The sequence below is a fragment of the Nocardia sp. NPDC056952 genome, assembly GCF_042674185.1.
Classification (GTDB): domain Bacteria; phylum Actinomycetota; class Actinomycetes; order Mycobacteriales; family Mycobacteriaceae; genus Nocardia.
In genome coordinates this window covers 26,303-39,769 of record NZ_JBHURA010000005.1, presented here as the reverse complement: position 1 = coordinate 39,769, position 13,467 = coordinate 26,303, and the positions used below count along the sequence as shown (strand labels likewise).

At 69.2% G+C, this 13,467-nt stretch carries 10 protein-coding genes; 4 read left to right on the top strand and 6 right to left on the bottom strand.

What is annotated here, in order from left to right; translation table 11 throughout:
• Window positions 1–101: 101 nt before the first annotated feature.
• Together ACFTS5_RS18975 and ACFTS5_RS18970 are read right to left on the bottom strand one after the other, a co-directional pair.
• Entirely contained in the window at window positions 102–815 is a 714-nt protein-coding gene (locus ACFTS5_RS18975) for a TIGR03089 family protein (RefSeq protein ID WP_378632533.1), read from the bottom strand.
• A 3-nt stretch (window positions 816–818) separates the two neighbouring features.
• On the bottom strand, window positions 819–2,237 hold the full coding sequence (locus tag ACFTS5_RS18970; protein ID WP_378633425.1) for an LCP family protein: 1,419 nt from the start codon (window positions 2,235–2,237) through the stop codon (window positions 819–821).
• Window positions 2,238–2,462: 225 nt separating this feature from the next.
• Here ACFTS5_RS18970 and rfbD point away from each other — a divergent pair, with 225 nt between their 5' ends.
• From rfbD to ACFTS5_RS18955, 3 genes are read left to right on the top strand one after another with little or no spacing between them, the layout of a single operon-like run.
• A complete protein-coding gene (rfbD, locus tag ACFTS5_RS18965; protein WP_378632531.1) occupies window positions 2,463–3,314 on the top strand; it encodes a dTDP-4-dehydrorhamnose reductase in 852 nt (283 codons plus the stop codon).
• Between the two features lie 11 nt (window positions 3,315–3,325).
• The gene (locus ACFTS5_RS18960) at window positions 3,326–4,231 is read left to right on the top strand and encodes a glycosyltransferase family 2 protein (protein WP_378632529.1); all 906 of its coding nucleotides are present in this window, start codon (window positions 3,326–3,328) and stop codon (window positions 4,229–4,231) included.
• A 35-nt stretch (window positions 4,232–4,266) separates the two neighbouring features.
• Entirely contained in the window at window positions 4,267–5,346 is a 1,080-nt protein-coding gene (locus tag ACFTS5_RS18955; protein ID WP_101466021.1) for a sugar phosphate nucleotidyltransferase, read from the top strand.
• Between the two features lie 57 nt (window positions 5,347–5,403).
• Here the strand turns inward: ACFTS5_RS18955 and ACFTS5_RS18950 are convergent, their stop codons facing one another.
• Window positions 5,404–6,054, bottom strand: coding sequence for a nitroreductase family protein (locus tag ACFTS5_RS18950; protein WP_378632526.1), 651 nt, complete (start codon window positions 6,052–6,054; stop codon window positions 5,404–5,406).
• A gap of 67 nt (window positions 6,055–6,121) precedes the next feature.
• Here ACFTS5_RS18950 and ACFTS5_RS18945 point away from each other — a divergent pair, with 67 nt between their 5' ends.
• Window positions 6,122–6,496 carry a winged helix-turn-helix transcriptional regulator gene (locus ACFTS5_RS18945; protein ID WP_378632524.1) on the top strand — a complete coding sequence of 125 codons (375 nt, stop codon included), beginning with the start codon at window positions 6,122–6,124 and terminating at the stop codon, window positions 6,494–6,496.
• Here the strand turns inward: ACFTS5_RS18945 and ACFTS5_RS18940 are convergent.
• From ACFTS5_RS18940 to ACFTS5_RS18930, 3 genes are all read right to left on the bottom strand, one after another.
• The gene (locus ACFTS5_RS18940) at window positions 6,489–8,066 is read right to left on the bottom strand and encodes a carboxylesterase/lipase family protein (protein WP_378632521.1); all 1,578 of its coding nucleotides are present in this window, start codon (window positions 8,064–8,066) and stop codon (window positions 6,489–6,491) included. The genes ACFTS5_RS18945 and ACFTS5_RS18940 overlap by 8 nt on opposite strands.
• 298 nt (window positions 8,067–8,364) lie before the next feature.
• A complete protein-coding gene (locus ACFTS5_RS18935; RefSeq protein ID WP_378632518.1) occupies window positions 8,365–12,117 on the bottom strand; it encodes an ABC transporter ATP-binding protein in 3,753 nt (1,250 codons plus the stop codon).
• A complete protein-coding gene (locus ACFTS5_RS18930) occupies window positions 12,114–13,457 on the bottom strand; it encodes an LLM class flavin-dependent oxidoreductase (RefSeq protein WP_378632516.1) in 1,344 nt (447 codons plus the stop codon). Before ACFTS5_RS18930 ends, ACFTS5_RS18935 begins: the two co-directional genes overlap by 4 nt.
• Window positions 13,458–13,467: the final 10 nt, after the last annotated feature.

Sequence of the window (13,467 nt, the reverse complement as noted above, 5' to 3'; positions counted from 1 at the left end):
CCACCTCTGCCGCTCTGCCGAAGTCTTGCTTCCACAGTACGGACGGGGTGTGACACGCGACACGTCCCCGAGGTGGACCCGAACCTATACCTGGGTAGGAGTCAGCGCCGGACGGTCACCTTCTCGGTGACGACCCGATGTTCGAGACCGGCGGGATCGGGATTGACGACCTGCACCAGCGAGGCCCCGGCGAACAACACCGCGACGAAGCCGTCGATCAACTCCTCCACCGTCTCCCACGGCGTACTCGACAGCACGCGGTCGCCAGCGGAAAAACCTTGCAGCGCAGCGGATTTCCTGGCCATCGTCAGCACTTCCGGCACCGGGAGCCCGTCGAGCGCGGCCCGGAAACCACCGGGCAGGAACTGATCGCCGTGCACGCGCACCGCGGTCGCGAAGTCGGTGACTCCGACCGGCAGGTCGCGCACCGGGGTCCCCATGGCGTCCAGCGACAGCACCGCCACCTCGTCGACACCGTCGGCATCGTCGAGCCGGTCGGGCGTGACCAGCGCGAGGTCGGCGTCGGGATCGGGGGTGAGCACCACTTCGGTTCCCGCCCACCAGCAGCCGAGCAGCACCGCGGCGGTCTGCCAGTGCGCGGGCAACAGCACCGCGACCCGCGCACCGGGGGTGAGCGCGAATTCGTCGCGGATCAGGTTCGCGGTCTTGGCGGCCCAGTTGGCCAGCGTGAGCCCGGACAGTTCGATCCGCGCGCCGGTGGCGTCGTCGTACCAGGTGACGCGCGGTCCGGCGGGATCACGTTCGAGTATGGGGTCGAGGAGGGCGTCGGTCAGGGTCGAATTCGGCTCACGCATGGGTCAATTCACACATTTCGGTCCGTTCTGGCCTGCGTCGATCGGCGGGGCGGGCGGTATCGGTGTCGCGGTCGCCGAGGAAGTCGCGTCGAGATCGAACATGCCTGCCGCGGCCGAGCCGGGACCAGAGTAGTCGCTCGCCAACACCACGCTCACTGTATCCGCAGACACCGTCTCGTCGGCGACCACCGTCAAGCCGCCCAGCGCCTCCGCGACCGCCGCCGCCTTCGGGTCGTCGGCATCGGCGGCCAGCACGCGGCTCGAGCTCACGCTGCCGCCGGTGTAGTTGCCGACCGTGCCTTCCCGGAATCCCTTGCCCGTCAGAGCCGTGGACACCTTGCCCGCCAGTCCGGTGGCGCCGCCGGCATTGAGCACGTTCACCGTCACGGTCGAGGTATCGATCTTCGGAGCGGTGTCTTCTTCCTTCTTCTCCTCCCCCACCAGACCGGCGACGAACTTCTGCACCGTCTTCGGGTCGACCTTCACCACCGACTCTCCGGCCGAGGTCATGCTGTTGAGGTCGGAGACGGGAATGGTCTCGAATTCCACCTTGCCGCCGGACAGATCCTTGAGCTGCTGCAGGAAAGCCAGCACGTCCCAGTCGTCGTCGAGCACGACGGTGCGCCCGACCGCCTCGCTGATCTCGCTGAGCTTGCCCGGATTGGCCAGGGTCTTGGCGTTGAGCAACTGGCCGACCAATTGCGCCATGAACACCTGCTGACGCACGATCCGGTCGATGTCACCGCGTTCGAGATCGTGGCGCTGGCGCACGAAGCTCAATGCCTCCTGGCCGTCGAGACGCTGACGCCCGGCCGGGAAGTCCGCGCCCGACATCGGTTCGTCCACCGCCTGATTCAGGCACACCTCGACACCACCGACCGAGTCGGTGAGCAGCACGAAGCCGAGCAGGCTCACCTCGGCGTAGTGATCGACGGTGATGCCGGTCAGGGTCGCCACCGATTTGATCAGCGCCTGCCTGCCGGCCTTGGTCGACTCGCGTTCGGCCTCGGCCTCGGACTTGCCGTCGGCGAGCAGTTCGGCGCGTTCGGTCTCCTTGGTCGAGCCGTACGCGGAGTTGATCTTGGCCTTGCCCTGGCCGCCGACATCGACGTAGGAGTCGCGCGGGATGGAGATCGCGGTGGCCGAGCGCCCGTCGTTGGGCACGCGGATCAGCACGATGGTGTCGGTGTTGGTGCCCACCTCGTCGCCCGCGTGCAGCATCGCGCGTTCGGCGGTGGTGAGCGGGTTGCCGTGTGCGTCGGTGCGGCTGTCGACGCCGACGAGCAGGATGTCGACAGCGCCGTCGCGCTCACCGCCGAGGCCGAGCCCACCGATCCGGTCGATGTTGGCGATCAGGTTATCGACACTGCGCCAGGCGAATCCGGTGAGTGCCAGCACCAGCACCGCCGAAATCGCCACCATCAGTTTGGCCGGACCGAAGGTGCCCGCAGGCGCGCTGACCGGTCTTGTCGACTCTCGCACTCGTGCATCCTCTCGACGAACTCCGCGCCCGGCCCGCTCTTCCCCCGGCAAACTCCGCCTTGTCGTTAACCCGGGCTCGTCCGAGGACACCGGCCATCACAGGCTAACCAACAGTTACCACACTCGGGCCCAACCGCACGTGCCCCGGCGTGCCAGACTGGCCGCGTGAACGTCGATTTCCCCGCCCCCGCTCACCTGATCGTAACCGGCGCACATGGTCTGCTGGGGCGACAGATCCTGCGCCTGGCACCCGAGGCGCGTGGCTTCGGGCGGGCCGAACTCGACATCACCGACCGCGCCGCCGTCGACGCCGTCCTCGCCCCGGGGGCCGTACTGATCAACTGCGCGGCCTACACCGCGGTCGACGCCGCCGAAACCGACGTCGACGCCGCCTTCGCCGCCAACGCGACCGGACCGGGCGTCCTGGCCGCCGCCTGCGCCGCGGCGGGAGCGCGGCTGATCCACGTGTCCACCGACTACGTCTTCCCCGGGACCGCGCGCACTCCGTACGAACCCGACGACCCCACCGGGCCGGAAACCGTCTACGGCCGATCCAAGCTCGCCGGTGAGCAGGCGGTGCTCGCGCTGGGCGCCCAGGTCGTGCGCACCGCCTGGGTCTATTCCGGTGTCGAGGGGGATTTCGTCGCGACGATGCGCAGGCTGGAGGCCGAACGCGACACCGTCACCGTGGTGAACGACCAGCTCGGCTCTCCCACCAGCGCCGCCGATCTGGCCGCGGGCCTGCTCGAATTGAGCACCCGCCCCGACGCCCCCCGTGTGCTGCACGCCACCAATTCCGGCACCGCCACCTGGTTCGACCTCGCCGCGGCGGTCTTCACCGACCTGGGCGCCGACCCGAACCGGGTACTGCCGTGCGCGTCCAGCGAATTCCCCAGACCCGCACCGCGCCCGGCGTATTCGGTGCTGTCCCCCGCCGCCTGGAACGCGGCGGGCCTCACCCCGCTTCGCCCCTGGCGTATCGCACTCACCGACGCACTGCGCCGGTTGTCCGACTAGGCTCCGCAGTCGTGAACGCAGCAGACGCAGCCGATTCTCCAGCCACCGCCGGCCTTGCCGTGGTCACGGTGACCTATTCACCGGGTGAGCACCTCGAGCACTTCATCACCACTCTCGCCGACGCGACCAGCGAGAAGCCGCAGGTGATCCTGGCCGACAACGGCTCGACCGACGGCGTCCCCGAACTCGTCGCCGAGGCCAACTCGCACGTGACGCTGCTGCACACCGGCGGCAATATCGGCTACGGCGGCGCCATCAACCGGGCCGTCGCCGAGATCGATCCGTCCATCGAATTCGTCATCCTGGCCAACCCGGACATCCGCTGGGGCGTCGACTCCATCGACAAGATGCTCGAAGCCGCCGCGCGCTGGCCGCGGGCCGGCGCGATCGGGCCGATGGTTCGCGAGCCGGACGGCAGCATCTACCCGTCCGCGCGCCGGGTCCCCGGCCTCGCCGATGGCGCCGGGCACGCGATTCTGGGCTCGGTCTGGCCGAAGAACCCCTGGTCGATGCGCTACCGCCAGGAGAACGAGCAGATCTCCGAGCGGGTGGTCGGCTGGCTGTCCGGCTCCTGCCTGCTGGTGCGCCGCGCCGCCTTCGACACCATCGACGGTTTCGACTCGCGCTACTTCATGTACATGGAGGACGTGGACTTCGGTGACCGCATGGGCAAGGCGGGCTGGCACAATGTATTCGTCCCGGACGCCGAGGTGACCCACGCCAAGGGTCATGCCGCGGGCAAGCATCCCGAATTGATGCTGCCCGCCCACCACGCCAGCGCCTACCGCTTCCAGGCGGACCGGCATCCGCACTGGTGGCAGGCACCGTTGCGGGGCGCGTTGCGGGCCGGACTTGCGGTTCGCTCCAAGATTGCGGTTCGATCGGCGCTGCGTGAGCAAGCGCGAACCGGCGCCTGAATGGGCGCGGTATCACTGTGAACAGGGGAAACTCGATGGCAGGCAATGCAGGCACCGACGCGGTCATCCTCGTCGGCGGACAGGGCACGCGGCTGCGTCCGCTCACCCTCTCGGCGCCCAAGCCCATGCTGCCGACGGCCGGGCTGCCGTTCCTGACCCACCTGCTGGCCAGGATCGCCGAGGCCGGGATCACCCACGTGGTGCTCGGCACGTCCTTCAAGGCCGAGGTCTTCGAGGAGCACTTCGGTGACGGCTCCGAACTGGGCCTCGACCTGGAGTACGTGACCGAGACCGAGCCGCTGGGCACCGGTGGCGGTATCCGCAATGTGCTGCCCAAGCTGCGCGCGGACAACGTGATGGTGTTCAACGGCGACGTCCTCGGCGGCACCGACCTGGGCGCGATCCTCGACACCCACGAGTCGACCAACGCCGACGTCACCCTGCACCTGGTCCGCGTCAGCGATCCGCGCGCCTTCGGTTGCGTGCCGACCGACGACGACGGCCGCGTCACCGCGTTCCTGGAGAAGACCCAGGATCCGCCGACCGACCAGATCAACGCGGGTTGCTACGTGTTCCGCCGCGAATACATCGAGAAGATCCCCACGGGTCGCCCGGTCTCGGTGGAACGCGAGGTGTTCCCCGCGCTCCTGGCCGAGGGCGCCCGCGTCCAGGGCCACGTCGACGCCTCCTACTGGCGCGACATGGGCACCCCGGAGGACTTCGTGCGCGGCTCCGCGGACCTGGTCCGTGGCATCGCTCCCTCCCCCGCCCTGCCCGGCCAGCGTGGCGAGTCCCTCGTCCACCCCGGCGCGGGTGTGGCACCGGGCGCGCTGCTCATCGGCGGGACCGTGGTCGGGCGGGGCGCGGAAATCGGCGCCGGTGCGCGACTGGACGGCGCGGTGATCTTCGACGGCGCGGTGGTCGAGGCGGGCGCTACCGTCGAACGCTCGATCATCGGCTTCGGTGCCCGCATCGGCCCCCGCGCACTGGTCCGCGACGGTGTGATCGGCGACGGCGCCAATGTCGGCGCCCGCTGCGAGCTCCTGCGTGGCGCCCGCGTGTGGCCCGGCGTGGTCATCCCCGACGGCGGCATCCGCTTCTCCACCGACGTCTGATCCTCACGACGCCGGGTCACCGCCGATTCCTCGGCCGGTGACCCGGCGTCGTACTGTTCACGCGAGCCCATATGCCTCACGGAAGACATTGCGCTCCCTGGCCCGGCGCCCTGGATGATCGCGTCGCTCGGCCGGGTGACCGACCGCCAGCAGCAGCGCGATCGCGAGATCGTCACGGTCGCCGATCCCGATCGTCTTCTTCACCTTCGCTTCGTCCCAGCCGTTCATCGGTGCGGTGGCCAGCCCCAGCTCGGTGGCCGCCAGCATCACGTAGGTCGCCGCGATCATGGCGTCCTTGACCGCGTATTCACGCAGTAGCCCGCGCCGCGCGAGATCGTTCTGGAACTCGTGGGACGCCGAGGCGAACATCTCGATGAACTCCTCGGACCACGCGCCGTTGCCCCGCGCCTGGTCGTAGACGTCGCTGTGGTCCTCGCGCCAGGACTCCGGTTCGGCGACGAACACGAGCATCAGTGGCGCCTCCCGCGGTTGGGGCTGGCCACCGGTCGCCCAGGCCAGGCCCGCCCGGCCCGCCTCGCTCGTGATGGCGACGATGGCGCGATCCTGCAAGTTCCAGCTGGTGGGCGCCTCGATGGCGAGATCGAGCAGCGCCTCGAGATCAGTCGCCGAGACCGGATCCGGGCGGTAGTGGCGGACAGTGCGTCGGGTGCGGATCGCTTCGGCGACCGACAGAATTCTTGATGTCATGCACCAACTATCAGAGAGTCACTCTCTATTGGGAAGTAGGCACCAAATAGTGCGTTACTATCCCTCGATGACAACCTTCGTGGAGTCCTCGGGCCTGCCCGCCGACGCCTACTCGGCGAAGTGCCCGACCCGCCAGGTGCTCGATCACATCGCAGGCAAATGGACGATCCTGGTGGTCGACGCGCTCCTCGACGGCACGCAGCGCTACACCGACCTCAGCCGGCGCATCGAGGGCGTCTCCCAGAAAATGCTCACCCAGACGCTGCGCCGCCTCGAAGCCGACGGATTCGTCACCCGCACGGTGTATCCCACCATTCCGCCCAGAGTCGACTACGAACTCACCGCGCTGGGTCGCAGCCTCGCCGAACCGATCACCGCCCTGCGGCAGTGGACCGAGACCCACATCAACGAGATCGAACGCGCTCGCGCCGGGTCTAGCTGAAGCCGACGGCTTGGTCGCCCCAGGCGGTGTGGAGTTCGGCGTCGGGGTTGTCCACCACGCGGTCGATGGTGTCGATGAGCAGGGTGGTGCGGGCGGTGGGGCGGTAGCGGGGCCAGTGTTTGGAGCCGTCGATGGCGGCGGGGACACTGTGTTCGGCGAAGGCCAGCCAGCGGCGCTGCATGCGGCCCGAGACCGCGACCGAGGCCTTGCGCCCACCGAGCCAGAAGGTGGGGTCGTGGTTCAAGGTGCCGAAATTGCCGAAGACATACGGCAATTCGGTGGCGTGACCGGCTCCCACCCTGGCCGCCTTCAACATCGGGGTGGCGTAGTCGAAGCGGTACATCCAGGTCGGCGAATGCTGGGCGTGCCCCTCGGCGACCCAGGCCGCGGGCATCCGGAAGGCCGCGTCGGTCGACATCGCCAGTGCGCCGCGGGTTTTGGTGAGGTCAGGGTAGGCCGAGGTGATCTCGGCGATCCGCTCGGGCGACATCTCGGGATGCGATGCGGCGACGTCGCGCAGCATCGCGTTCACCGCGTCGGGCGTCACCGGCATGATCGGTGAGCGCAGCACCCGAAACAGCGACGCCTCATCGCGATTGGTGCCGATCAGCAGCGGCACCCGATGCGAATGTCCCTGCTGGAATCGGTCGATCGGGTAGCCGGGCAACAGGTCCGCGTCGACGACCGGGGCCGCGGCGAGCCTGCCCGGTTCCTTGATGGGCACCTCGTCCAACAGCACGGACCCGATCTCGACGAGCTGTTCGATCGGCAATTCCAGCAACCGATTCGCCTCGCCGGGCCCGAGTTCGAGCAGCTCGAGATAGCGCTGCCCGACGACCGCCGCCCGTTCCTGCCCGAAAACCGTGGTTGCGGGCGGACTCTGGGCGATCGCCTTGTGGAACAGCCCGGCCGCGGCGGGCGAGGTGAGCAGCGCGGTGACACATCCCGCGCCCGAGGACTCACCGAAGAGGGTCACGTTGCCCGGATCACCACCGAAGGCGGCGATGTTGTCTCGCACCCACGCGAGGGCGGCGAGCTGATCGTGCAGGCCGAGGTTCGTGGTGAACTGCTCACCGAACGAGGACAGATCGAGGAAACCGAGCACCCCGATTCGGTAGTTCACCGAGACGACCACGACGTCGCCCGCCTCGGCCAGCTTGCGTCCGTCGTAGATGGTCTGGGCTGCGGTGCCCAGGCAGTAGGCGCCGCCGTGCACCCAGACCATGACCGGGCGCGGTGCATCGTCGCTGGGCTCGGGTCGCGGCGACCAGACATTGACCCACAGACAGTCCTCGCCCATCTGCAGGTCGGAATCCACCGGCACCATCGCGCCCATGGCCTGCGGTGCGATATCCCCGAACACCACACAGTCGCGCACGCCGTCCCAGGGCTTCGGGGGTTCGGGTTTCGCGAAACGAGCGGGGCCGGCGGGAGCGGCGGCGTAGGGAATGCTGCGCCATACGGCGACCGGTCCGTCCCAGGTTCCACTGACCGTGCCGTACTCGGTCTCCGCCAGTGGGTCGGCATCATGGGCCCGCGCGTCCGGGTCGAAATCGGGCTGAATGCTCATCGCACACCTCCTAGCCGGCACGACCGCACGGGTGCCTGTGCATTTGCTCCCGCTGGTCGCAGCACCTGGTGACTTCCTACGAGCGTACGTGGACACCGCCCGAACGCGCGCCCTACGCGCCATTTCCGCAGGTAACAGTTACTCCGCGGTACACGCGAAAGTCCCGTTCCGCACCGACACACGGCGGTCGTGACGCGAATTCGGCGGCGAAGGCCGACCCGGTCCGGCGCTCCCGGGTGGACCGGGGTCGGCCGCCATCCGGATCTCCCCCACCGGACGGCGGCCGAGCTCGCGCCGATTAGCTGGAAATGTGCTGAGCTTCGTCGCCGACATAGGCGGCCCACAGGCGCCGATACGGTCCATCGACGGCCACCAGCTCGGCATGAGCGCCGATCTGCACGAGTTTGCCCTCGCCGACCACCGCGATCAGATCGGCGTCGGCGGCGGTGGCGAGCCGATGCGCGACGACGATCGTGGTGCGGCCCGCGGTCAGCACGTCGACCGCGGCACGCACCCGTGCCTCGGTGGCCAGATCCAGCGAGGCGGTGGCCTCGTCCAGGATGAGGATGTCCGGGTCGATGAGCTGCGCCCTGGCCAGTGCCAGCAGCTGCCGCTGCCCGGCCGACAGACTGCGCCCGTGCGCGCCGATCGGCTGGTAGTAGCCGTGTTCGAGCGCCGCGATCATCTCGTGCGCCCCGACCGCGCGGGCGGCCCACTCGATCTCGGCGGGCTCGGCGTCGGGGTTGCCGTAGGCGATGGCCTCGCGCACGGTGTCGCCGAACAGGAACGGCTCCTGCGGGACGACACCGAGACGTTTGCGGAAGTCGCGCAGGCGGAACCGGCGGATGTCGACACCGTCGACGAGCACCGCTCCCTCGGTCGGGTCGTAGTACCTGGCGAGCAGCTTGACCAGGGTCGATTTGCCCGCACCGGTCTCCCCGACCAGGGCCACCTTCTGGCCCGGCTCGATCCGCAGGTCCAGCCCGTCGAGCACGGTGCGGGCTCGCGACGAGTACCCGAAACTCACCGAACGCAGTTCGATCGCGCCGTCGAGGCCGGTCACCGGGAGCGGATCGGCGGCCTCGGGGGTGTCGACGGGGGTGCGCAGCAGGTCACCGATGCGGTCGACGCCGACCACCGCCTGCTGATAGCTGTCGAACACCTGCGAGAGCTGCTGGATCGGGGCGAACAGCAACTCGATGTAGAGCAGGAACGCGATGAGCGTGCCCGCGGTGAGCACGTCGTCGCGAACCTGGTGCACGCCGACCGCGAGCACCGCGGCCGTGGCGATCACCGACATCAGCTCGATGCACGGGAAGAACACCGCCATCAGCACCTGCGAGCGCAGCCGCGCGTCGCGATAGGCCCACGACCGGCGCTCGAACTCGTTCTGGTTCACCGACTCCCGGCGAAACGCCTGGGTGACGGTGATGTTGTCGACGTTCTCCTGCAGATACGCGTTGACCGCGCTGACGCGCTCCCTGGCCAGGTTGTAGGCGGGCACCGACGCGCGCCGGAAGGCCACGGTCGCCACGCCGAGCACCGGCAGCAGCACGAGCACGACCACGGCCAGTTCGGCGTCGATCACCAGGAGCGCGGCGACCACGCCCGCGATGGTGACCGTGCTGGTGAGCGCGGTGGCCAGGCCGGTCTGCAGAAACGCCGACAGCCCGTCCACGTCGGTGGTCATCCTGGTCATGATCCGGCCGCCGAGCTCGCGCTCGTAATACTGCAGGCCGAGCCGTTGCAGGTGGGCGAAGGTCTTGAGGCGCAGACCGTAGAGCAGCCGCTCCCCGACCCGCCCGGTGACGCGCACCTGGGCGACGCTGATCGCCCAGTCCACCACCACGACCACGATCGCCAGCGCGGCCGCGCCGATCACCACCTCGCGCGCACCGGCCAGGACGCCGTGATCGATGCCGTAGCGCACCAAGAACGGGATCAGCACCTGGGCGATGGCATCGAGTCCGACCAGGCCGAGTCCGGCGAGCAGCGGCCAGGTGAACGGGCGAAGCAGTCGCGGCAGGGAGAACGCGGTGTCCGGGGTGTGGGAAAAGGACGGGTCGACCTCGGGTTCGCCGGACACCGGCGGCAACCGGTCGAGCAGGGCGACGATATCGCCGCTGGGTGGCGCGCCGGCCATCATGCCCCCGCCCGCGCCACCGCCGGGACCCGCGGGCGCGCCTGCCGAGCGCCGCGCGAACGCCTTGGCCAGGTGTTCCATCGTGCGGTCGTCGTCGGAGTCGACTTCCGGTGCCACCCAGAGCTCTTCGGTGGCGACCCGCGTGCTGTCGCGATGCGGGTCGACGCCGATGCCGACGACTTCCGGCGGCGTGAACAGGGCGCGGAACAGCTCACCGGACTGCTGTAGTTCGCGCAGTGTGCCCAGTTCGGCGACGCGGCCGCCGTCGAGCACCGCGACCCGATCGGCGAGCGCCAGGGTCGAGATCCGGTGCGCGACGACGATGGTCGTACGCTTGCGCAGTTCGGCGCCGATCCGCCGGTAGATCTGTTCCTCCACCTGGGCGTCGATGGCCGAGGTGGCGTCGTCGAGCACCAGGACAGGCGCCTCGGTGAGCAAGGCCCGAGCCAGCGCGATGCGCTGGCGCTGACCACCCGAGAGCCGTTGTCCGCGTTCACCGATGGTGGTGTCGATGCCCTGCGGCAGGGCGGTGACGAATTCGTCTGCCGCGGCCAGATACAACGCGTGCCGGACCTGTTCGTCGCTCGCGTCGGGTCTGCCGTAGGCGACGTTGGCCCGGATCGAATCGGCCATCAGGTGCGTGTCCTCGAAGACCATCGCCACCTGCGCGCGTGGGTCGGGCAGCTGTCGCAGGTCGATTCCGTCGAAACGCACTGCGCCGGAATCGGGCTCGAGCAGGGCGGGCAGCAACGACACCAGGATCGACTTGCCGCTGCCCGCACCGCCCGCGACGGCGACGGTCTCACCCGAGCCGATCCGCAGATCGACGCCGTCCAGGATCGTCGTGTCGTCGAAACCGAAAGTGACCGCGTCGAATTCGATCGACGGCGGCTCGGTGACGCCGAGCCCACTCGAGGCGGCGACCGGCGTCCCCGCCGCGCCGGGCGCCGCGCCCGCGTCGTCCGGCGCTTCGATCACCTCCCGCACCCGGTCGAGGGACGCCTTGCCCTGCTGGCTCACGGTGAGCAGCATCGAGAACTGCCGCACCGGCCCCACGAAAGCGCCCAGGTAGGTCATGAACGCGAGAAACGTGCCGAGCGTGATGGATTGGCGCAGCGCGAGCAACCCGCCGACGATCAGGATCAGCGCCTGCCCCGCCGCGGGCACCGCCTGCACGACGGGGGTGAACCGGCTGGTGATCCGGGCGACCCGCAACCGCGACCGATACAGCACCCGCGCCCGCGCGCCCAGCTGTTCCAGCTCGTATTGCTCCTGCCCGAAACCCTTCACCACCCGCACACCGGCCACGGCGGCCTCGACCTGCATCGCCACCTCGGCGGCCCGCGCCTGCGCGTCCCAGTTCGCGGGGAACAGCTGACGCTGGCTGCGCCGGGTGACGATCCACAGCCCCGGCAGCACGACCAGCGCGATCACGGTGAGCGCCGGCGACATCACGGCCATCAGCACCAGCACCGCCAGCAGCAGCGCCACATTGCCCGCGATCATCGGGATGAGCTGCAAGAACATCTGGATCAACGTGACATCGGTGATCGCCCTGCTCACCACCTGCCCGGTGCGCAGCTGTGCCTGCTCGCGCCCGTTGAGCCGCAGCAATGCGGCGAACAGGTCGCGGCGCAGGTCGTGTTGCACCCCCAGCGACAGCTCGGAGGAGGCCACCCGGCGCGCGTACGACGACGCGAACCTGGCCGCCCCGATCACCAGCAACAGCATCACCCACGGCGTCACCGACGCCGCGGTGGCACTGAGTGTGTCGACCACATGCCGCACCACCAGCGGCAGCGCCGCGGTGAGCAGCGCCGCCGCCAGCGCACCGGTGTAGCTGACGATCACCAGCCGCCGGTGCTCGAGACAGCGACGGGTCAGGTACCGGATCCAGTCCGATCTCATCGGGCGGCCACGAGCGCGTCCGCGTCGTCGAACTGGTTCGCCGGTCGCGCGAGACCGTAGTGGCCGCGCAACGTGGTCTCGGTGTACTCGGTGCGGAACAGGCCGCGCTCCTGCAGGATCGGGACCACCTCGTCGACGAAGCGCTCCAGACCCGAGGGCAGCACCGCGGGCATGATGTTGAAGCCGTCGGCGGCGCCCTGACGGAACCAGTCCTCGATGGCGTCGGCCACCTGGACCGCGGTCCCCGCGAAGGTGCGGTGCCCGCGTCCGCCGCCGAGCCGGGCGATCAGCTCGCGCACCGTGAGCCGTTCGCGCCGAGCCAGATTCACGATCAGGGTGAAGCGGCTCTTGGCGCCCTCGATGTCGTCCTCGGTGGGCAGGTCCTCGGGTAGCTCACTGTCGAGGTCGAGCTCGTCGACGGGCAGCTTGAACCGCTCGGCGAGTTGCTTGCGCGCGTATTCGGGCGAGATCAGCCGCGCCAGTTCCTCGTCGAGTTCGCGGGCCTGCTCCTCGGTGTCGCCGATGATCGGGACGATGCCGGGCAGGATCTTGATGCTCTCCGGATCGCGGCCCGCGGCGACCGTGCGCGCCTTGAGGTCGGTGTAGAAGGCTTTGGCGTCGTCGAGCGTCTGCTGCGCGGTGAACACGGCCTCGGCGTAGCGGGCGGCGAATTCTTTGCCGTCCTCCGATGATCCTGCCTGCACCAGCAGCGGATACCCCTGGGGTGACCGTGGCAGGTTCAGGGGGCCGTCGACTCGGAAGTGCTCGCCGTGGTGCAGGATCTTGCGCACCTTCGAGGCGTCGGTGTGGATGCCGAGTTCCTTGTCGGCCAGGATGGCGTCGTCGTCCCAGCTGTCCCACAGTTTCGTTGCCACGTCGACGAATTCGGCGGCCTTCTCGTAGCGCAGCCGATGGTCGGGGGTGTCGTCGAGCCCGAAGTTGCGGGCCGCGTCGGCACCGGCGGTGGTGACGATGTTCCAGCCGGCCCTGCCGTTGCTCGCCCAGTCCACGGAGGCGAACCGGCGGGCGAGGTTGTAGGGGTCGTTGTAGCTGGTGGAGGCCGTCGCGATAAGGCCGATCCGGCTGGTCTGCACGGCGACCGCGGTCAGGATGACGGTCGGTTCGAGCTTGCCGCTCGGCCGGCGGCCGGGGTCGCCCATCAGTACCGGGCTGTCGGCGAAGAAGATCGAGTCGAGCTTGCCGCGCTCGGCGGTCTGGGCCAGCCGGACGTAGTAGTTGATGTCGGTGTGCGCGTGGGGATCGCTCTCCGGCAGCCGCCAGGCCGCTTCGTGGTGACCGACCGACATCAGAAAAGCGTTGAGGTGCAGTTTTTTCGACATGATGGGTGCC